Below are 20,615 nucleotides of genomic sequence, written 5' to 3' on the forward strand. Positions count from 1 at the left end.
ACGGTTCGAGAGAGCCACTCATTGAAACGCCGGGCCTCACACACCGTTTATCGGACAGACCCGCCGAGTCGCTGACGCGTTGGTGGTGGTCAGGCCTGCTGGTTCATGAGGGCGGCGTAGTGGCCCAGGTTCCGCTCCATCTCATTCAGGCCGATCTCGGCCATGGCCGCGCCGAGCTGAGGTACGCGCGCCTGGAAGCCCGGCCAGCTGACCGACCTCGAGAACTCCGCCCAAGACGCGCGCAGGTCGGCCTCTGGCGGCAAGGTCGCGCGGTTGATCTGCGCCTTGGCGCCCAGCACAGAGTCCCGATCGAACGACGCGATGCCGGCGGCGACGCCGTCTACGAGGTTGTCGAGCTCGGCGTCGGCGACGGCCCGGGGCACCCAGCCGTACTGCTCGGCCCGGTCGGCGTCGTAGTCCTGGCTGGTCAGGATCGCTTCCAGGGCGCGGTCGCGGCCCAGGAGGCGGGGCAGGCGGTCGCTGCCGCTACCGCCGGGGACTATGCCGATGGCGACCTCGGGCTGGCTGAAGAACGCCTGCTTGCGGCTGGCGTAGCGCAGGTCGAAGGCCAGGTTCAGCTCGTCGCCCCCGCCCCTGGTGCGGCCACGGATGGCGGCGATGCTGATGAACGGGGCGCTGGCCGGGCGGATCGACAGGTCGATGAACAGCGGTGTCGAGTCGGTGCCGGTCTGTGCGAGGAGCTGGGGCATTTGGCCCAGGTCGGCGTGGTTGAAGAAGTACTCCGGTGTGCCGCTGTCGAAAATGACCACCTGGACTTGCTCGTCGTGGCTCAGGTCGTCGACGACCGCGGACAGCTCGGCGACGGTGTCCGCGCCGACGACGTTCACGGGCGGGTTGGTGAAGGTGACCCGGCGGATCTTCGGCGCCACGGTCTGGATCTGGAACATGTGGTACTGCGTCATAGTGTGCTCCGATGCTGGTGTGGACGGATCCACGGGGTTGAGGGCCGGCTGTCGCCGGCCGATGGCCGTCAGGCGATGGGTGTCAGGCGGGCAGACCGTTGAGCTTGCGGATCCGCTGGTCGAAGATCCCGGCCGGGGCGAGGCGGCGCATGGTGTGCACGCGCGCCCCCTGCCCGACGGTCGGCGCTGCACCCGGACATCGATACCGCAGCTTGCGGTCGGATCATCGCCGCATCGGCAACGCGCCGAGCACCAGTGCCGACGAGCTCGGTCAGGGACGGCCGCTGGTGCTGGTCGGTTTCGGCCCCGGGTGCTCGGAGGTGCTTGAGCAGCAGCCTGAGCAGTACTCCGAGAACGGCACCGGCCACCGCGGTGAGTCTGAGCATCGAATCAGGCAGGCGGGGATTCGCCAGCCTGGTCGTCCGCTGTGGTGCCGCGATGGTCGTGACCGATGCCCTCGCACCCATACGCTCCCCACGGCGACGCAGACCTCACCCGGCGCCCGCGCACACCTCCGCTGCCGGCTGACCGCGAGGTCAGTGCTGGGCGGACGGCAGGCGCCGGTCGTGCACCTAGTGAGCGGCCAGGCAGGTACGCCACGAGGGGGCTGTCATGAGTTTGCTGGGGCCACAGAACGCGCACCGCGAGGCGGGCACCTTACGTCTGTCGGTGCAGTATGTCGGTGATGAGCCAGACCGGTCCGGCGAGTCGCGGGCGCGGTTCAGTTGGCGCGTGGAGTCGGTCGACCCTGACCTGCGCGGTTCGTTCCGAAACCACCATCTCTATGGACCTCTCGGCGCACTAGTGACAGCGGAGGATGCGCTCCGCGTGGCGGCCTCCAGACTGGTCGACGCGGGCAAGCAGTTCGGAGCCGGAGTGTCTGCGGACGGCCGGTATCCGCTGTGGCTGCAGGCCATGGCACACCGCAACCTCGCCGAGCTCTCGGCGGTGGCGGCATCGGCGAGCGATGACCTCCTGGGCCAACACGTCGAGGAACTGCAGCTGCCGACTCCGGCTGATCTGCTGGCCGTCGAGGTCGCGAGAGCGCTGCTGCGCGGTGGGCGTAATATCGTCGGCGCAGAACTGCTCAACGGCGACGACCTGGCCGAACTGCGCGCAGTCACGGCGCGGGCGAACCGCGAGGTCGTCGTCCCTGACCCCGACGACCCGTCCGCTCCGCCGCTCTACGAGGGCCCCGCGGCCGACACATACACCCGCCTGAAACCTGGCACCTATCGGGCGCTCGGACTCAACGGCGACGAACTGGCCGTGATCGTCGATCACTCGCCTCTGTCCAGCGCAGGTATGGCCGCCGCGGCCTTCCCGACGGCCGTCACTGCCGCCGAGCCCACGAGCGGCGCCGACCGGGTCGACCACAGCATCGCCCAGGCGGAGACTCGCTCATCTGCAGCACGCAACGGACACGAGGTGCGACCGGGCCAGCGCCCATCCAGCGCGCCGCCCTCTCCCTCGTCCGGCACCGGCCGGCAAATGCCGCCGAGCCTCGGCATCTGACGCTTGGCGAAGCGCTGCGGTATCGGCCCCACCTATTCGTACGGCCCGACGGCCCGCCGTCGTGCGGCCAGTACCTCCTGAATGATTGGCGTGGGGAGCCCGCAGCTCGGGCAAGGCTCGTCGCGTTCGTAGGCCTTCAGGATCGAGATGTCAGCGAGGTCGCATCCCGGACAGAAGATCAGCTGGCCTGGTCGGGCACCGCCTGGCGGTCCCTCCGGAATGAGATCGGCGATGGGCATCTGCGCCGCGGCGGCGATTCAGTACATGGTCCAGATAGGTGGGTTGCGCTCACCCCGTTCGAGCGAGGCGAGATACGTCGCGTGCAGCTGCGCACGGTGCGCGAAGTCACGCAGATCCTCGTCAGCGGCGGACGTTGATTTCTCCGGTGAGTTCTGGCCCCACTTTCGGACTTGGGTTCTAGAGGTCGTTGCAACACCAGCCCTGAGGGATGTTGCGATGACCAAGCCGCGTCGGAACCGTAGGAAGCGTGGACCTGCTCCGCAGGCAGAGAAGCGTGATCAATACCTTCGCCTCATGGCGCAGGGAATGAGCAACTCGGCGGCGTGCCGCGAGGTAGGGGTGCATCGCAAGACGGGGCAGCGTTGGCGATACGGACGGAAGATCGTCGACCGGGCTGGACGCGAGCACTTCTATCCGCCGATCGCGGAGGACCGGGACGCTGGCGCCATCTCACCGCGGTACTTGTCCGAGGACGAGCGGATCACCATCGCCGACCTGCTGCGCGTGAAGAAGTCCCTGCGCGCGATCGCACGCGAGCTCGGCCGCAGCCCGGCGACGATCAGCCGCGAGGTGCGCCGCAACCGCTGCCCCCGCACGGGCAAGTACCACCCGTTCCAAGCCCAGCGGCGCACCGCCGTGCGCCGAGCCCGCTCCAAGGAAGGCAAGATCCGGCGCGACCCGGAGCTGAGGCAGTTCATCCAGCAGCACCTGGACCGATGCTGGAGCCCGGAGCAGATCAGCCGTGTTCTGCGCTCCGCCTTCCCCGACGAGCCGGACCGCAACCTGGCCCACGAGACCATCTACCAGGCCATCTACCTGCCGCACCGCGGCGGCCTGGAACGCCAGCACGGCGTGCTGCGCACCGGCCGCCGTGCCCGGCGCCGACGTCGCCGCGCCGATGAACGCGCCACGCGCTTCATCGACCCGGGCACCCTGATCAGCCAGCGTCCGGCGGAGGTGGCCGACCGCCAGGTCGCCGGACACTGGGAAGGCGACCTCATCGTCGGCAAGGGCAACCGCTCGGCCATCGGCACCCTGGTCGACCGCACCACCCGCTACGTCAAGCTGCTGCACTTGCCCGACGGCCGCGGCGCCGAGCACGTCCGCGACGCCCTGGTGCACGCCTTCGCAGACCTACCCGCTGACCTCGCCCGCTCACTGACCTGGGATCAGGGCAGCGAGATGGGCCGGCACGACGAGTTCACCCGCGCCACCAACATCCCGATCTACTTCGGCGAGCCTGCCAGCCCCTGGCAGCGCGGCTCGAACGAAAACACCAACGGCCTGCTGCGCCAGTACTTCCCGAAAGGCACCGACCTGTCGATCTACAGCGCCGAGGACCTCGCGTTCGTCGCCGCCGAACTCAACGACCGTCCCCGCAAGACCCTCGACTGGCGCACCCCAACCGAGCTCTTCGCTACGCTCGTCGCAACACTGGAATGATCACGTGTTGCAACGCTTGCTGGAATTCGCCGTTCCGACGCGGCTTGGTCATCGCAACATCCCTCAGGGCTGGTGTTGCAACGACCTCTAGAACCCAAGTCCGAAGGTGGGGCCAGATCTCGCGCTAGAAGTCAGGACGTGGCGGGTCGCTGACGGCATGTACATCGGAGGCGGGTCATCGGCGGCTCCATTGAGACTCGACGGGACGGCCTCACAGCCGGTCGGTGAGTCGGATGGCGGCGTTCAGCGCTCTCACGACGGTCCTGGCTTCGTTCGGCACCAGGACGACCACGCGACTCGCCGCGCGCCGTGGCATGAGGGTGAGCTCCACCACCGACGGCGCTATGTCCGGCTGCACGACGTTGACGCCGATCATGCAGCCCTGTTGGGCGAGCAACGAGATGAGGTACTGGCGATGAACCTGGTGGTCACCCGCTTCGTTGCACCACTTGAGATCGCATTCGTCAGGGAGCTTGAGTCGATGCTTCGTCGTCATGGCTTTCGCTCGGTTTCGGCCTGGTAGAAGCGGCGCATGCCTGCGATCGCCTCGCGCAGCTCCGTCAGCGCGGGCGTGAGCTGGTGCACACCGTCGAGCTGCTGGCTCGCCACGTCGACAGCAGCTGCGACGCGGTCGAGCGCCTCGAGGCCGACTTCGGCAGTCAGCATGCGGCCAGCTTCACCGTGCAGCCTGCCGCCCACTCCGAAGACAAGCCCGCCAATGCGGTCAGCCAGGCGGTCCAACCGCTCGATAATCTGCACGTCGCTCATACCGGGCAGGTAGCGCGCTCGTGCCTGGGCCAGGATCTCGGGCGTCCATCCGGCGTGCTGTGCGACGGTGGCGATCTCATGCAGCTGGTCCGCGAGCTTGTGCACCTCCGACGGCGTGAAGCTGATCTCGGCGTGTTGGTCGGTATCTTCAGGTGCCAGCCGGAAGTCGATACTTGGGCCTTCGTGGTCGTGCCAGGCGATGATCTCGCCGATCTCTCGGGCCAGGAATGGCGCCCGCGTGATGATGTTGGTCTCGTCCGGTGTCGGTAACGTAGCCATTCGGGTCTTGCCTCCAGACGGATGGTGGGGTCAAGTCCTCGTTCGGGGTTGGCGCAGCGGATGAGGGCGCGGAGCGTGAGATGGACGGCCGGCCTCGCCCAGGCTGCCGTGAGCGGGTCGTTCGTCACGCGGGCTCACTTTCAGCCGTTCGACAGCGCAGCGCCAGCCATCGGCGGACTGAGTCCACTCACTGGTCCTAGTGAAGCCGAGGCCACGGAGTTCGGCGTCGGCGCCGTCCGGCAGCGGAGAGCCATACGGCAGTGGCCGCTGGGCGACGGCGTTGCCGCCGTTGGCGACGACCAGCCGATGCAGCAGGCTCTGCGTCCGGGTCGATGGCACGATGTAAGCAATCAAGCTCCTGCGCCCGTCGCCCCTCTGCGCGGGAGCCTGGCCCGTCAATGGTCCGCCCAGCTGTTCCACGCACACGGCCAGGCGGCGTGGCAGTGCGCACAGGTGCTGCGCCTGCGCGGTACCCAGCGACCCGCCGGTACGCGTACGTCCCGAAGCCCGGCTGCGTAGGCATCGCCATGCTCCGGTGGCCAGTCGACCAGTCCGTGTCTCTGTACTCGAGCGGTGAACTGGGTCATGATGTCGCCCTCCTTCCAGCTGTGCCGACCACGCCCGCGGGCGCCGGCAGCGCGACCAGCGCGACGGTCGGTTCCGGCCGACGGTAGGAAGCGCACGGGCGCGGGCGGAAGGCTTCTGCCGGTCTTTGCCGATCATCTTCCACACGGCTTCTCGCCGAGCAGAAGGAAGCAAAGCTCTCCCAAACAGCGCATCGCGCGCCATAGGGTGGGCGTTGAAGAGCATCGCCTGCGAGCCGACGACGGCGCTGATCCTCCGGAGGCATCCATGCGTTTGACCTACCTCGGCAAGACCGCGGAGTCCGGCAAGAACGGCTGTCCCGCCCTGTACGCGACGGACCGCGGCACCTACGTCGTGCAGGGAAAGGTCGTCAACGATCCAGCAGCGCTCGCCGATCTGCGTGACGTCGCGCCTGACGAGATCGTCGTCGAGATCCCCGCTGACGTGCTGCGGCTGGCCGACCAGACGCAGGCGAGCACGGCATGACGGGCCTGCTGGACGGCGCCGCGTTCCGGGCGTTGTTCGACGCATACGAGCACACCGCGTTCCGCCTGGAGACCCGCGAGCGCTACGTCGAGGACGAAGAGCAGGAACCGCTGCGGAAGTTCCTCGCCGGCGAGGAGCCGGATGACGAGTGGTTCGCAGACTGGGTGGAAGACGTCCAGGCCGCTGTCGCAGCTGGTAAGCGAGTCGAGCGTGTCCGAGTCGTCAGCGAGCCCCACGGCGACTACACCAGGTTCGGGCTGGATCTGGCCCGGCTCAATGTCGCGGCCGGCGAGGACATCCGCTACCTTCCCCGCACCAAGGCCGCTGAGCTCGGGCTGCCGTGCGAGGACTACTGGCTGTTCGACTCCGGCAAGGTCGCGATCCTGCGCTTCGACGACGATGACCGGCTGCTCGGCGTTGAGGTCGTCGTGGACCCTGCTGTCGTCGTGGAGCGGTGCAAGTGGCGGGACGCCGCCTGGCACCACGCCATCCCGTGGCGCCAGTACCGGGCTGGCGCGACCCCGACCGATGACTAGCTACCAGCGTGAGCGTCAGGCTCTCGGGCAGCGGCTGCGCGAGTTGCGCGTCGAGGCACGTCTCACCGGTCTAGCCCTTGCGGACAAGGCGGGCTGGCACTCCAGCAAGGTCTCCAAGATCGAGACCGGCAAGCAGACTCCGTCCCGGGACGACGTCGACGTGTGGGCACGGATCTGCGACGCATCGGACGAGCTGCCTGTCTTGGTGGCGTCACTGAGATCGTTGGAGAGCCACTACCAGGAGCACCGACGACAGTTCCGTGCCGGCCTGGCCGGCCATCAACGCGACTATGCCGATCTGGAGGCGCGGTCCGACCTGATCCGCAACTTCGAGAGCGCATTCATCCCAGGCCTACTCCAGACGCCGGACTACGCGCGGGCTCGGCTCGCCGAGGCAATCACGCACGACGGCGCCCCCGACGACCTCGATGACGCCGTGGCCGCTCGAATGGAGCGCCAACATGTCCTCTACCAGCCAGGCAAGAAGTTCCACATCCTCCTCACGGAGGCCGCCCTGCGCTACCGGCCCTGTCCGCCCGATATCATGGCCGGACAGCTCGACCGGCTGGTGTCGGCATCCACCTTGAGCACTGTGGGGCTCGGCGTCATCCCGTTCGCGGCGCCCCTGCCGGTTGTCCCAGTCCACGGGTTCTGGATGTTCGACAGCCACCTAGTCCGGGTGGAGACCTTCACCGCCGAACTGCACATCACCGACACAACCGAACTCCAGTCCTATGCCAAGATCTTCGCCGAGCTGGCACGAGCCGCCGTGTACGGCTCGCCGGCACGTCATCTCATCACTCGGGTCGTGGGCGATCTCGCCGCTGCGTAACGAACGGCGGCCGCGGCGATACTGCGGCGCTATCCATCCTGCAGGGATGTCGCCCACACCTGGAGGCGCCGCGCAATGCCCTCCAGGGCAGAGACGTCGACGCCATACTCGGAGACCTCATCGGTATGGATGTGACTGATCCGGTCGAGCTGGGCCGCGAACATGCGTGCGTCGAATCCGTCGTCGTGGTCACGGGCCAGCTGCAGCAGCTCTTCGTCGGTGAAGCGGCCGGACTCGCGGATCGCGTCGAGGTCGAGGAAGTCACGCGCTTCGCCGCGGGAATACACCGCCCCGATCTTGGCGGCGACGGCATCGCGGATCGACAGCACCGGACCGACGGACAGCTGGACCGGCGGGTCCTGGCGCCAGTCTACACCCAAGTCGACCTCCAGACCGACGCCGGCGTGGTCCTCGACGACCAGGCGCGCAAAGAGTGGAGACGAGCGGTGCCGCCTGACCTGGTAGCCGCGCTCGCGCAGTACACCCTCGGCACGCGTGAGGGCAGCTTTGAACTGCTCTGCTGTCGTGCTGGAGGCGGCGAACAGGTCTACGTCCTGCGTGGGGCGATTGGTGAGGCCGTGCTCACGAATCGCGGTCGCACCGGCGAGGGCGAACCCTGCGTCACCGATCGCGCTCAGCAGCAACCTAGCGATGTGCCGCTGATGCTCGTCCGCACCGGCCACCGCTATGCCGGTAACGCTGCGGCGAGGTCCGGAAACCGTTGCTCCCACAATTCGCGGCACCGGTCCGGCAGCACCAGGTCGGGCCAGACGCCACGCAGCAGGGATTCGTTCAACAGGACTTCCTGATCCTCGGCGGTGCCTTCACGCACGATCGCACGGTAGGCGGCGCGCAACTGGGCCGGCTGACCCAGGTCCACCACTCGCTGCGGACCCCAGTGCACCGTGATCGGCAGCTCGAGCACACCCGAGCCTGGGCCGCGCAGAGCAGGCAAGGAGGACGGCGTCTCGTACGGAACGATGTCCTTGTACAAGACCTTTCGCACCGCACTCACCTCCCAGCCCCGGTCTCGTTGCTTCTGCCAGTCTACGGAACAAGCAGGTCGTACCCCGGCGAACGGAAACCCGAGGCCCTCCACCAGCGGCCGGGCACATCCGCCTCAAATGTGACCACTAACGCCGTCATCGGCCCAGGCTCGCTCGCGCTGGGCGTCAGCGGCTGTCTTCAGGCTGGCGTTCTGTGTTCCAGGCGATCAGGCGAATCCCGATTCGTTCCTTCTTCGCGCACTTGGGTACTGGGCCGCCATGAATAGCTCCGAAGCGCTAGCCGCGAGCGGGTGCCCGTCGTTCGACACTGCGGATGAGGATCGCCATCCTCCTCATCGATACGAGGACGACCTCGCTAACGATCTTGATGTGCGGGGTCTGGCCGCCGCCTTCGAAGCCCACATCCGCCGGCATGGCATACCGGCGGCTGGCGTGCATGCGGCGCTGCTCGACTGGCTCGATGAACTGTGCACCGAACTCCGCGCCGAAGCGACGTAACCCACAACCGTCCTGAACTTGCGACGCATGTGTCGGCACGCACTTCCGAGATCGACAGGAGGCGGCGGCTCATCGATGGTTACGTCCGCAGGATCGGCATGGTCATCGCCCGGCCGTCCGGGCGGAATCGGCGGCGGAGCGTGAATGCCCTCGGGGACGGTCCCCACGTGCGGAGGTAGTCCAGGCGGCGTAGCGCGCCTCAGACACGTCCGGCTCGGCGCCGATGGGGGTTCACCACAAGGCGGTGGACGGCTGCGGCACCGGTTGAACCAGTCCGCTCGTCGCAAGACGAGACCGCCGTGGCGGCTCCGGTACACGAATGCATGCAACGACTCGTACGACTCCCACACCGACAGGTTGACCACGAGCCGCGGATCGTCATCCAGTATCGACACCGGAGCGTGGGCGGCGCGCAGACGCCAGACGAAACCATTGCCCGGCTCGGCCAGCAGGTTGATCCCGTCCACGGCCGTGACGAACTCGGCCAGCTGCGGCGAGTCGAGGTCGGCGTGCAGACGCGCCACGTTCACCTCGACCAGTCGGTATCGTTCGCCGGTCACAGCGCCAGCATGCTCCCGCCGCCCGGCCTTTACACCAGCCAGCGGCGAAAGGCAACGCGGGAATTTTGGGGTGCACGCCCGGGACTGGCGTCCTGCGGCTCCACAGCTACTACCGCGTTGCTACCAGCCGCTGACAGCACCCACAAAACCTCTGGTCAACAAGCTGTTCGTCCTCGTGCCTCGATGCAGGACGGGACGAGGGATCGGCGCCTCCAAGTTCGCAATCCGAGCAGGAAGCTGCCCTCCGTCAGAGAACCGTCAGAGGTCCGTAGTAGCGCGGTGAGGCGTGTGTAGGCGGTCCGTCAGAACCACCGTGGCGTCCTGGGTCATGACCAGGTACCCGAGATCTGCGGCCCTCCCGACCGCAGCGGGCACCGCTCCCGCACCTCGAGATGGGAAGGATCACGACTCATGCCACGTCGAGGGTCGCTACCGTTCGCGCCGACCGCCGTCCTGCCGTTCGTCGAGCCGGAAGGGCTGCGAGCCACGCTGAACCGGCTGCACGCCGCCGGACCGGGTGCGTGGCGGGATGATCCGGAGGCGGCAGAGCTGATGCGGTTCGCCGCCGACCGATACGCGGCACTGGCCCGCAAGTACGGGCTGGAACCGACCGATGCGGCGGTAGCCGCGTTCGAAGCGATGCAGTCGGAGGCGGCCCGGACAGCGAACGACCCATGGGCCGTGGTGACCGTGGCGGTGCGGATCACACTGATCGCCGAGCACCGCGCCCAAGGCTTGTTGACGTCGACGGAGCGGGCGCGCCGCCCGGAGTACTCCTGCTTCCACGACGCAGAGCGCTTCAGCGATCGCGAAACCGAGCTCGTCGAGTACCACCCCGCCTTCCAGGTCGTGTCCGAGCACGACGTGGAACCCGACCAGCTGCCCCGCTCACGATCAGCCGGAACTCACCAAGCCGTCACCGACGCCGTCACGCTACTGACGCTCCTCGGGTGGCCCGCCGACATTGCCCATGCTGGCGTCGACTACGTGACTGCCAGGTTGATCGACATTGGTGACCGCGCCGCCGCCTACGACGTCCTGAGGCGAGACAAGTCCGTCCGTGCGCTGCTCGACCTGCCGCATGCGCCGTGGATCGGCCTGCTGCGCATCGTGCTCGGCCACCCGAATGCACCGACGCGCAACGGGCGGCGCGGCGTACTGGCCCGGCTCCTGATCGGCGACACGCTCGACGATCTGCTCGCCGACGACGACCTGCTCCGGACCGCGGCCGCGTCGAACCGTCTGCAGATGGTGACTGCCGATGGCTAGCGGGCACATCGAACTGGACCGCGCGGTGGACTCGATCCGAGTGGGCTACCGGCACCGCCACGAACTGGGCGACCTCGACGAGCTGGCCGCATCGATCCGCCAGCTGGGGTTGCTGCAGCCGATCACGATCAGCCCCGACGGCGTGCTGATCTGCGGGGCGCGACGCTTGGCCGCAGTGAAGACGCTGGGGTGGAAGCACGTAAACGTGTGGGTGCGCTCGGGCATCTCGACCGAGCTGGAGCGCCTGCTGGCCGAGCAACACGAGAACGTCACGCGCAAACCGCTCAGCCCGACCGAGGCCGCCACGCTGTACCAGGAACTCAAGGCGCTGATGGCCGAGGACGCGGCCCGCCGTCAGAGATCGACCCGGTTCGGCGCGCAGCCCGACCAACACACCAGGTCAGACGGTCCCGCCACAGTGGCGGCACCGTCTGGAGACAGCCGAGCCCAGGCCGCAGCAGCGGTCACCGGAACGAGGTCGTACACCACCTTGGAGCGCGCCAGCGAGATCCAGCGCATCGCCACAGATCCTTCCTTGCCGGAGAAGGTGCGCCGGCTCGCCGGTGCAGAGATCACCGCGATGGATGCGGACGGTTCCGTGGCCGGGCACTACCACCGGGTGAAGGCCGCCGCTGTCATCGCGGAACTCGAACGACTGGCAGATGATCCACTCCAGCCGAGGCGGGTACGTGACCACGCTGCCCGCGCGATGGGGCAGCTCCGAGAGCATGACAAGGCTCCAGTAGAGCGCGCACGCCTGGCGAAGGACGCGCTCAGGAGGCTGAGGGCCGAACAGGCGAGCCAGGACCGAGCTAGAGCTAATGGCCAATCGACCCCTATACCGAGCTCGCCACCGGCCCGTCCCGTCAAGCGGTACGGCGTGCGGGCGTTCCTGTTGATGTGGGACGAGCTGGACGGGTGGACCGCCGACTACAACCCAGGGGAGATCGGGCCCGCGCTGACTGCGGATCAGTGGTCACGTTTCGAGGCGACCGTGGCAGCCACGGTGTCCTTCGCCGATGCGGCCCGAGTCGCCCGCATGGCCTAGCCGCGACGCCAGTCAGCGGCCTGGTACCTCTCCGACGCACGCGGTGTTCCGAGGCGTCGGGGGAGGCACGAACCATGATTCGCCGATTCAGCCGGCACCGGCCGCGCGTCCTGGCCATCGTCGCCGTCGCTGGGGTCACTTTGGCGGCACTCATCGGAACAGGCATTTACGGCCTGATTCGCGGCCCGGGAGACACCACGACGCCCGGCGAGCCCGCCGCAGCGACCAGCGCTGTCGAGCCTGCTCCGTTGCTCACCACGCCCGCTCCAGCGATTCCCATCCTGCCGCGGACGGGCGATCCGGTCATCTACGCTCGGGCCGTCGCTGAGGCACTGTTCACCTGGGACACAATGTCCCGACTGCTGCCGGCCGACTACGCCAGCATCGTGATCGCCGATGCCGACCCGTCCGGGTACGAGACCAACGGGCTCGCTGCCGACATGGCGAACTACCTGCCCACCGAGGAGACATGGCAGCGGCTGCGGGAGTACCGGACGGCCCAAACGTTGACGATCCACGACGCGTACGTCCCAGAATCGTGGCCGGGAATCGTCTCCGCGGCTGGTGACCAGCTCACGCCCGGGACTGTCGCCGTCACGATCGAGGGCACGCGGCACCGGTACGGCACGTGGTTCGGCCGGTCCGAGACGTCCGATCATGACGTGGCATTCACCGCGTTCGTCGCCTGCCCACCGGCGTTCGAACGGTGCCACATCTTGCGGCTGTCCCGCCTCGACAACCCCCTGACCTGATGGCGAACCGGTCGTAGTGAAGAAGATCGTAGTCGCCCTGGCGTTGTTGGTCCTGCTCACCGGGCCGGCGGTGATTCTGCAGGGTATGGCCGTGATCCTGAATCCCGCCGCGCAAGCGGCCTGCCTGCCGACCTCCGGAGGGACCGGAGAGGTGCCGGACTCGCTCACTGCCGCCACGGCCGACGGGGACACGATCACGTTGAACCGTACGCAGCTCGGTCACGCGGCGACCATCATCACGATCGGAACGCAGACCCCTGACGTCGGCCAGCGAGGAACTCTGGTGGCCCTGGTGGGCGCCCTCACCGAGTCTGACCTACGCCAGCTGGCCAACACATCGGCGTATCCAGAGTCGGCGGAGTACCCGAATGATGGCGACGGCTCCGACCACGACTCGTTGGGCTTGTTCCAGATGCGACCGACCGCCGGCTGGGGCAGCGTGGCGGAGCTGATGGACCCGGCTTACCAGGTCGCGGCCTTCTACGGCGGACCGACCGGTCCCAACCGCGGGTCTCCTCGCGGACTGCTGGACATCCCCGGCTGGCAGCAGCTGACGTTGGGCGAGGCCGCGCAAGCAGTCGAGGTGTCAGCCTTTCCCGACCGGTACCAGAACTTCGAGCCTGTCGCGTACACCATCTACGCCCGGCTCGCCATCGGCTCACCTCCGCTGCCTACTGATCCTTCGAATGTCGCGGGTCAGGTCGTGCTGCCACTGCCAGCCGGTACGTTCACGATCACCGACCGCTACGGCGTACGGGTCCATCCGATCACCGGTGTCCGATCGATGCATTGGGGCACCGACTACGCCGCACCAGCCGGCACCCCGCTGCTCGCGGTCGCCGACGGCGTAGTCGCGGAGGTGCGGCAGGACCCGGTGAACGGGAACGTCGTTCTCGTCGATCATTTCGTCGACGGCACGCCAACCGCGTCGATGTACGGACACATGACGACAGACGGCGTTCACGTCGCCGTCGGCGACACGGTGGCCGCCGGGCAGCAGATCGGAACCGTGGGATCAGCCGGGCTCGCAACAGGGCCGCACCTCCACCTGGAGATACGGCCCGGAGGCTCTGCCGCTCCTCAGTCGGCGGCGGTCGATCCCGAGGAGTGGCTCGCCGACCACAACGCCGCACCCTTGGACACGCCCACCGCCGTCACGCCGGCCTGCGGCGGGCAGACTGTGCCGGACATCGGCGAACTCCCACCGTCGCCAGAGCCGTTCACCGGCCAGCCCGGCGGTCACGTCGATGACCCGACCGGCACTGGGGGCTTCGTCACCCGTCCCACCGCCCATCTCATCTCACAGGCTCAGACGGCGTTCCCCGGCACCGGCTGGGCGTGCTGGGACCCGCACCCGCAGAATCCGACCAGCGACCACCCGGTCGGCAAGGCCTGCGACATCACGTTCGGCAATCAGCTGGGCACCTGGCCAACGCCCGCGCAAGCCGCTGAAGGCTGGCGCGTCGTGGCCTGGTTGCGAACGTACGCATCCCAGCTCCACGTCAAGTACCTGATCTTCGACGGGAAGATCTGGACCCGCGGTGACGCCGATTGGCGGCCCTACACATCCAGCATCTACGACGTGTCCACGCCCACCGGCTCCCACGCGGACCACATACACGTCTCCACGCTCGACTAGGCACGATGCCGTCTCGGTTGAGCACAGGGTTCGTACCTGGGACCGTGATCCCGCTACCAGCTGATCTGACTTCTCCGATGCCGCATATAAGGTCCACGCGCTCACGTGGGGCACAGGTATTTCCCGACCTCAGTGCCGTGAACCACGCCAGCGATCTCGCGGCTGCAGTGGGAGCCCTACTGACCGTCGTGCTGGTCGTGGCCGTATTGATGTTGATCGTCTGCGCTGCCGCCTGGGCGATGGCGTCGGCGCATGGCAACTACCACGCGGCAGTTCGTGCGCGAACCGGCGTGTGGGTATCCGTTGGCGCGGCCGGTCTAGCTGGCGCCGGTATGGCCTGGATCAACTTCCTCATGGACGTCGGTAGCGCCCTCTAGCTCGCGCTCCGTGCCACAGGGTGCGGCCGCCGTGGGTAGCCGAGCGCACCTAGCGGGCGGACCCATGCCGCTCAGGCCGGGACCGTCCGTTGGTTCGCCACGAGGAGATCACCGCGATGCTGCTCGATTCGGCCGCGCTGGCCGTCGATCTTGTGGGGGCTGTTCCCGCGATCGTCCCATCGAACGTCAACATCACGCCCAACGACACCGGCCTTCCCGGCATCGGGTCGCTGCGCACCATCGTCGGAGCCGTGATGACCATCGGCCTCATCTTGTCCGTCCTCGCACTGATCGTGTCCGCCGTCGTGTGGGGGTTTGGATCGAACAGCTCCAATCCCCATCTGGCCGGTCGCGGCAAACTCGGTGTCCTCGTGTCGTGTGGCGCGGCCATCATCTGCGGCGCATCCGTCACCCTCATCAACTTCTTCTGGGACGTCGGGCAAGGGATCAGCTGATGCCGGCGGCGTAGGGAGTCATCGAAGATGTCCCGTCGGTCAACAACATGTCCGTCTCGTGTCCGACGGTCTGTCGATTCGTCCGCCAGACGACGCCCCAACTGTGGCGATGCAGAAGTCGAGATCTGTCGTGGCCGAAGAAGTGGACAACTTCGATGGCACATCAGCACCACGCAGCCCGCACACCCGGACGGTTGCCTGTGCCGTCCAGGCGGGCCTTCGCGGACAACACAGCGACCGCGGCGGACAACTTCGTCGAATCCCTACACCGTCGGTCGCGAGCAGACGAGGGGCTCAGCTGATGAGCGTCTGTGACGTTCCGGTCATCTCGACGGTGTGTGACACGGTCGGCGAAGGAGCCGCCACGCTGGTGTCGGCGCCGTTCGACTGGCTTGCGCAGGCAATGGGCGCCGCGGCGGCGTGGATGTTCGAGGGCGTCTGGCAGGTGCTGGACACCACCACCCTGGTCGACGTCACCAGCGGCCGCTACGTCCGCGTCTACAACATCGTGTTCGGCATCGCGATCGTCCTGATGCTGCTGTTCTTCTGCCTGCAGTTGCTCACTGGGATGATCCGTCGCGACCCGTCCGCACTACAGCGGGCCGCACTCGGCCTGGCCCGCTCGGTGCTCGGCTCCTTTCTCATCATCACACTGACCGCCGCAGCGCTGGAGATCACCGACCAGCTGTGCATCGGAATCGTGCAGGCCACGGGCACCACGATGGAGGAGATGGGCGGGCGCATCGCCGCGCTTGGTGCCGGGCTGGCCGCGATCAGCATCGCTGCACCGGGCGCCGGTGCGGTGATCACCACGTTCCTTGCCGGCATGGCTATCGCGGCCGCGGCGATCCTCTGGTTCTCACTGCTGATCCGCAAGGCCCTGCTCCTGGTGGCCATCGTGCTGGCCCCAATCGCGTTGGCTGGTCACAGCTGGGACGCGACTCGGTCCTGGTTCTCGAAGTGGGCCGCGTTCGTGCTCGCGCTGATCGTGTCCAAGCTGGTCGTCGTCGTGATCTTCCTGGTCGCGGTCACTCAGGTCTCCGCGCCGATTGACTTCGACCTCGCCTCCATCGCCGACCCGATCGCCGGAATCGTGCTGATGCTGATCGCGGGATTCGCGCCCTACATGTGCTACAAGCTCATCGCCTTCATCGGGACCGACATCTATCACTCGATGAGCACGGAGTCCGAAGCCAAGAATGCGGTCAACCGGCCAGTGCCCGTGCCGATGTCACCGCGGCCGCGTCAAACCAGCGGGGTGCAGCAGCCCGGCGGCGGTGCGCCTCAAAGGGGTGGCGGCGGCTCAGCTGCCGGAGGAACCGGACCTGCCGGAGGAACCGGACCTGCCGGAGGTGGCGGCAGGTCTGGCGGGCGACCTGGTGGTGGCGGAGGCGGTGCGGCGTCAGGAGCCGGGGGGGCAGGCGGTGCTGCCGCCGCAGGTCGCCGGGTCGGCGCATCCGTCGGCGCGGCGGCCGAGGAACACGCCGCTGCCACCCAGGACTCCACAACGACGTCAGCACGACCAGCGAGGTCTACGGGCACTGGTTCTCCGCCGTCTCAGGCTGCAGAGCCCGGCGGTGGCCATGCCGAACCCGGCACAGCGCCGGCAGCCGCTCGACCGTCATCCGGCCAGGACTCATCGAAACCGCGGCGGTCCTCCACGGCCGCCGAATCCGCAGTGCCGTCCCCTCCTGCCCACGCGACACAACCCACTCCGCAATCGCCTCCGCCCCCGCGAACGGAACTGCCACCGCGACGACCAGACGACTCACGAAGCGAGAGCTGAACCGTGACCAATACCGGGGCCGGCGTCGGCGTAGGACTTTCCCCAGTGCGCCTCTCGAGGTTGGCCCGCAGGGGCATCCTGCTCGGCCTATCGCTCGCCCAGGTGATCACACTCGGCGCCGGCCTGGTCGTCATCGTCGGCAGTCTTTACGCGGCCGGCGGCGCCGGACTGTGGTGGACCTTCCCGCTCTGGGGCAGCACCCTGATCCTCGCGTGGCTGCCAGTCGGTGGGCGAAGCGTCATCGACTGGTCGCCTGTCGCGACGAACTGGGCATGGCGGGTCGTGACCGGCCAGACCGCGTATCGGCGACGCGTCATGCGACCACGCCCGGCTGGAACCCTCGCGTTGCCGGGAGATGCGGCCGCGTTCCGCGAATACACGGACCCTGACACCGGCACCGTCATCGTCCACGATCCGCACAACCAGCGGCTGATCGCCGTCGTGGAGGTCAGCCATCCCGCGTTCGTGTTGCTCGACCCTGCCGAACAGGAACGCCGTGTATACGGATGGAGCCGCGTGCTGGCAACCTGCTGCCGCTCAAGCCAGATCGCCCGCCTCCAGGTCCTCGAACGAACCCTGCCGGACTCCGGCAGCGGCCTGGCCAGGTGGTGGGCGGACCACGGGACCGATGACGGGTCCTGGGTCGCACACACCTACAGAGAGCTCATTGACCAGGCCGGTCCAGCCGGTGAACGGCACATCACCACCATCTCCCTCGCCCTCGACATGGCCGCCGCCGGTCGGGCGATCCGCGCCGCCGGCGGCGGGCTGCGGGGAGCAGCGGCGGTCATGCGGCAGGAGATGGCCACGCTCAGCACGGCACTACGGGCAGCGGATCTCCAACCCAGCGGCTGGTATGACCCCGGGCAGCTCGCGGTCGCATTGCGATCGGCCTACGACCCAGCCGTCGCGGCCACGCTGGAACGCTCCGGCCTCGGCCGTGACCTGGCCACCGCGGGCCCGGTCGCCGTCGAGGAGACCTGGGACCGTCTGCGCTCTGACGCGGCGCACCACGCCGTGCTCTGGATCTCCGAATGGCCCCGAACGCTGGTGTATCCGGGGTTCCTTGGTCCGCTCGTGCTGTCCAGCGGGATCACGCGCACGATCAGCCTCGTGTGCGACCCGATCCGCGCCGACGTCGCCGCCCGCAGCATCCGTCGCCGCAAGACCGAGTACATCAGCGATGCCGCACAGCGGGCCAAGATCGGCCAGCTCGAGGACGCACATCATGCAGCGGAGTACCAGGACGTCCTCCAGCAGGAAGCGGACATCACCGCGGGGCACGGTTTGCTCCGTTACACCGGCCTCGTCGCCGTTTCGGCGACCACCCCGGCCGACCTCGACGCCGCAGTGTCCGAGATCGAGCAGGCTGCCATCCAAGCCTCCTGCGAAACCCGTCGCCTCGTCGGACAGCAAGCGCAGGCCTTCACCGCCGCTGCCCTTCCGCTCTGCCGAGGGCTTTAGGCTCGGCGCCGCTGCCCGTACCTGCCGCTTGAAGCCAACTCGCGCCCAGAACACGGAGGTGGGTTGCTGATGGTCAGCATGGAGGCCGCCGCGGCCGCGGCGGAAGCCGCCCTCGCCGCGATGGCGCGCCCCGACGTGACGCTGGACGAGCCTGATGGCAGCTACTCGACTCTTGGGTCAGTCTCCGCCGGACTGGTGTCCCTCCGGCAGGCACTCGATCAGCTCGCTCTGTGGCATGACCGGGCCGCCGGCAGGGCGGCCGACGACGACAGTGAGCCACGGAGCGGGTATCGGCACGCGATCATGGCCGCCGCCCGGCTCCGCCACGCCACGGCCCTCGTGCAGCGCGCCAGCGTCGAGATCGACGCGGCATGGGCCGAGAACGGCCACATCGTGTGGCAGCCCGCTCCCCATCCGCCAGCGGCAACGATTCATCGCAAGCCTGATGAGCCAACTGAGTTGGCCCGGCGACTGCCGCCGACATCAGCGTTCGGTGCCTCCGCTGGCCATGAGGAAGCGGGCGGACGTGGGCACCGGCAGGACGGTCTTGCCCGGTGATGCCCCAGCGCCCTTGCGGCAAGGAGAACATCTGATGGGACCCGAACCCATCGTGCACGCGGCGACACTCGTCACTCCGGCCGGGGAACGGCGCCGCCGTCGACGCCAGCGCCGCCGCATCGCGATCGCTGTCCAACAGGCCAGCCGACAGGAGCGACGGACTGCCGCACGGGAGCGGGCCGAGGCAGAGCGAGCCGAGCGCCAGGCCACCACCTATCTCCCTCCAGGCGGCGAGACCGGCGCAGCGGCGCTGCGAACCCGCCGCCGATTCACGCTGCACGCGCACCAAGACACCTCAGCGGCACTGGCCGGCACCTACCCGTTTCTGGCCGAAGCCGGCCTCGGTTCGTCCGGCGTGTTCGTCGGCCACGATCTCTACAGCGGCGCATCATTCGTCTACGACCCCTGGGTGCTCTACGCCCGCGGGCTCATCACCGCCCCGAACATGGTCCTGGCCGGGATAGTCGGCAGCGGAAAGTCGTCGCTGGCCAAGTCGGTGTATACCCGGAGCATTCCGTTCGGGCGTCGGGTCTACGTGCCCGGCGACCCGAAGGGCGAGCACACCGGTGTCGCCGAAGCCGTCGGCGGCAAGGCGATCACGCTCGGCCACTCCCTGTCGAACCGACTCAATCCACTCGACGAGGGCCACCGACCCTCCAGTGTGTCCGACGCCGAGTGGGCAATCCAGGTGGCCGCCCGCCGCCGCGACCTCGTCGGGGCCCTCGCCGAGACCGTGCTCGACCGCCCACTGTCGCCGCTCGAGCACACCGCGATCGACCTCGCTCTCGCGGAAACGGTGCGCAGCACGGACGTGCCGATCCTGCCGATCGTCGTCGACCGCATCCTCGACCCCAGCCCTGCTCGCGACGCGGATGGCCGGCTGGCCGAGGACGGACGCATCGTGGGTCACGCCCTGCGCAGGCTCGTGGCCGGCGATCTCCAAGGCCTGTTCGACGGACCGAGCACCGTCCGCTTCGATCCGTCCCTGCCGATGGTGTCACTCGACCTGTCTCGGGTCGCCGAGAACAGCACGCTGATCTCCGTGCTGATGACCTGCTCATCAGCCTGGATGGAGTCAGCCCTGTCCGACCCCGACGGCGGCCAACGCTGGGTCGTCTACGACGAAGCCTGGCGCCTCATGGCCTACCCAGCCCTGCTTCGCCGAATGGATGCCCAGTGGCGGCTCGCACGGCACTACGGCCTGGCCAACATGCTGATCTTCCACAAGCTCACCGACCTGGACAACGTCGGCGACTCCGGGTCGGCCATGCGCGCTCTGGCGTCGTCGCTGCTCGCCAACGCCGAAACGAGGGTGGTCTACCGCCAAGAGCCCGACCAACTCGGTGCCACCGCCGTCGCACTCGGCTTGACCGGCACCGAGCAGAAGCTGCTCCCAACTCTCGGAACGGGCCAAGGCCTGTGGCGCATCAAAGACCGGTCCTTCGTCGTGCAGCATCAGCTTCACCCGAATGAGCTGGCGATCTTCGACACGAATGCTCGCATGACTGACGTCTCCCGTGAGTTCAGGAATTCGGGACTGTCTGAATAACGGTGTGTGGGGTCCGGCCTGATCCGAGAGGAGACGGCCGTGGCTG

Annotated in this window: 21 protein-coding genes and 1 pseudogene; 16 read left to right on the forward strand and 6 right to left on the reverse strand. The window is 68.0% G+C overall.

Annotated elements, in window-relative coordinates:
* Window positions 1-89: 89 nt before the first annotated feature.
* Complete coding sequence (locus ACW62_RS32035; RefSeq protein ID WP_205629741.1) at window positions 90-956, reverse strand: enoyl-CoA hydratase/isomerase family protein; 867 nt, start codon at window positions 954-956, stop codon at window positions 90-92.
* 579 nt (window positions 957-1,535) lie between these two features.
* On the opposite strand from ACW62_RS32035, the gene ACW62_RS32040 reads away from it, so the two are divergent.
* The gene (locus tag ACW62_RS32040; RefSeq protein ID WP_157575131.1) at window positions 1,536-2,438 is read left to right on the forward strand and encodes a hypothetical protein; all 903 of its coding nucleotides are present in this window, start codon (window positions 1,536-1,538) and stop codon (window positions 2,436-2,438) included.
* A gap of 546 nt (window positions 2,439-2,984) precedes the next feature.
* Window positions 2,985-4,121, forward strand: a complete 1,137-nt coding sequence (locus ACW62_RS32045) for an IS30 family transposase (protein WP_420843634.1) — start codon at window positions 2,985-2,987, stop codon at window positions 4,119-4,121.
* A gap of 211 nt (window positions 4,122-4,332) precedes the next feature.
* Here ACW62_RS32045 and ACW62_RS32050 read toward each other — a convergent pair whose 3' ends face one another.
* On the reverse strand, window positions 4,333-4,617 hold the full coding sequence (locus tag ACW62_RS32050; RefSeq protein WP_053208196.1) for a hypothetical protein: 285 nt from the start codon (window positions 4,615-4,617) through the stop codon (window positions 4,333-4,335).
* A complete protein-coding gene (locus ACW62_RS32055; protein WP_053208197.1) occupies window positions 4,614-5,168 on the reverse strand; it encodes a hypothetical protein in 555 nt (184 codons plus the stop codon). The genes ACW62_RS32050 and ACW62_RS32055 overlap by 4 nt, the downstream gene beginning before the upstream one ends.
* Window positions 5,169-6,020: 852 nt before the next feature.
* Between ACW62_RS32055 and ACW62_RS32060 the strand changes: the two genes are divergently transcribed.
* The 3 genes from ACW62_RS32060 to ACW62_RS32070 are packed head-to-tail and all read left to right on the forward strand — an operon-like array spanning window position 6,021 to window position 7,607.
* Window positions 6,021-6,239 carry a hypothetical protein gene (locus ACW62_RS32060; RefSeq protein ID WP_053208198.1) on the forward strand — a complete coding sequence of 73 codons (219 nt, stop codon included), beginning with the start codon at window positions 6,021-6,023 and terminating at the stop codon, window positions 6,237-6,239.
* The gene (locus ACW62_RS32065) at window positions 6,236-6,775 is read left to right on the forward strand and encodes a DUF6879 family protein (RefSeq protein ID WP_053208199.1); all 540 of its coding nucleotides are present in this window, start codon (window positions 6,236-6,238) and stop codon (window positions 6,773-6,775) included. Before ACW62_RS32060 ends, ACW62_RS32065 begins: the two co-directional genes overlap by 4 nt.
* The gene (locus ACW62_RS32070) at window positions 6,768-7,607 is read left to right on the forward strand and encodes a helix-turn-helix domain-containing protein (protein ID WP_053208200.1); all 840 of its coding nucleotides are present in this window, start codon (window positions 6,768-6,770) and stop codon (window positions 7,605-7,607) included. Before ACW62_RS32065 ends, ACW62_RS32070 begins: the two co-directional genes overlap by 8 nt.
* Window positions 7,608-7,636: 29 nt before the next feature.
* On the opposite strand, the gene ACW62_RS32075 is transcribed toward ACW62_RS32070, so the two are convergent.
* Entirely contained in the window at window positions 7,637-8,290 is a 654-nt protein-coding gene (locus tag ACW62_RS32075; RefSeq protein ID WP_053208201.1) for a nucleotidyl transferase AbiEii/AbiGii toxin family protein, read from the reverse strand.
* Between the two features lie 2 nt (window positions 8,291-8,292).
* On the reverse strand, window positions 8,293-8,601 hold the full coding sequence (locus tag ACW62_RS32080) for a transcriptional regulator (RefSeq protein ID WP_157575132.1): 309 nt from the start codon (window positions 8,599-8,601) through the stop codon (window positions 8,293-8,295).
* Between the two features lie 271 nt (window positions 8,602-8,872).
* Between ACW62_RS32080 and ACW62_RS36065 the strand changes: the two genes are divergently transcribed.
* Entirely contained in the window at window positions 8,873-9,112 is a 240-nt protein-coding gene (locus ACW62_RS36065) for a hypothetical protein (protein WP_240477476.1), read from the forward strand.
* Window positions 9,113-9,378: 266 nt separating this feature from the next.
* Here the strand turns inward: ACW62_RS36065 and ACW62_RS36710 are convergent.
* Window positions 9,379-9,672: pseudogene (locus tag ACW62_RS36710) on the reverse strand (DUF3291 domain-containing protein); the annotation flags it as partial.
* 411 nt (window positions 9,673-10,083) lie between these two features.
* On the opposite strand from ACW62_RS36710, the gene ACW62_RS32090 reads away from it, so the two are divergent.
* The 10 genes from ACW62_RS32090 to ACW62_RS32135 all read left to right on the forward strand — a co-directional run bounded on the left by ACW62_RS32090 (window position 10,084) and on the right by ACW62_RS32135 (window position 20,569).
* The gene (locus ACW62_RS32090) at window positions 10,084-10,941 is read left to right on the forward strand and encodes a hypothetical protein (RefSeq protein ID WP_053208204.1); all 858 of its coding nucleotides are present in this window, start codon (window positions 10,084-10,086) and stop codon (window positions 10,939-10,941) included.
* Window positions 10,934-11,989, forward strand: a complete 1,056-nt coding sequence (locus ACW62_RS32095; protein ID WP_053208205.1) for a ParB N-terminal domain-containing protein — start codon at window positions 10,934-10,936, stop codon at window positions 11,987-11,989. Before ACW62_RS32090 ends, ACW62_RS32095 begins: the two co-directional genes overlap by 8 nt.
* 140 nt (window positions 11,990-12,129) lie before the next feature.
* Window positions 12,130-12,741, forward strand: coding sequence for a hypothetical protein (locus ACW62_RS32100; RefSeq protein WP_240477477.1), 612 nt, complete (start codon window positions 12,130-12,132; stop codon window positions 12,739-12,741).
* Between the two features lie 16 nt (window positions 12,742-12,757).
* Entirely contained in the window at window positions 12,758-14,380 is a 1,623-nt protein-coding gene (locus ACW62_RS32105) for a M23 family metallopeptidase (protein WP_053208207.1), read from the forward strand.
* A gap of 77 nt (window positions 14,381-14,457) precedes the next feature.
* Complete coding sequence (locus ACW62_RS32110; RefSeq protein WP_053208208.1) at window positions 14,458-14,757, forward strand: DUF6112 family protein; 300 nt, start codon at window positions 14,458-14,460, stop codon at window positions 14,755-14,757.
* A 116-nt stretch (window positions 14,758-14,873) separates the two neighbouring features.
* A complete protein-coding gene (locus ACW62_RS32115) occupies window positions 14,874-15,212 on the forward strand; it encodes a DUF6112 family protein (protein ID WP_053208213.1) in 339 nt (112 codons plus the stop codon).
* Between the two features lie 301 nt (window positions 15,213-15,513).
* The gene (locus tag ACW62_RS35530; RefSeq protein ID WP_053208209.1) at window positions 15,514-16,998 is read left to right on the forward strand and encodes a conjugal transfer protein TrbL; all 1,485 of its coding nucleotides are present in this window, start codon (window positions 15,514-15,516) and stop codon (window positions 16,996-16,998) included.
* 3 nt (window positions 16,999-17,001) lie between these two features.
* A complete protein-coding gene (locus ACW62_RS32125; protein WP_053208210.1) occupies window positions 17,002-18,462 on the forward strand; it encodes an SCO6880 family protein in 1,461 nt (486 codons plus the stop codon).
* A gap of 69 nt (window positions 18,463-18,531) precedes the next feature.
* Complete coding sequence (locus ACW62_RS32130; protein WP_053208211.1) at window positions 18,532-19,020, forward strand: hypothetical protein; 489 nt, start codon at window positions 18,532-18,534, stop codon at window positions 19,018-19,020.
* 34 nt (window positions 19,021-19,054) lie between these two features.
* Window positions 19,055-20,569 carry a TraC family protein gene (locus ACW62_RS32135; RefSeq protein ID WP_053208212.1) on the forward strand — a complete coding sequence of 505 codons (1,515 nt, stop codon included), beginning with the start codon at window positions 19,055-19,057 and terminating at the stop codon, window positions 20,567-20,569.
* Window positions 20,570-20,615: the final 46 nt, after the last annotated feature.

Source organism: Jiangella muralis (assembly GCF_001270745.1).
In the GTDB taxonomy this organism is placed as follows: Bacteria; Actinomycetota; Actinomycetes; order Jiangellales; family Jiangellaceae; genus Jiangella; species Jiangella muralis.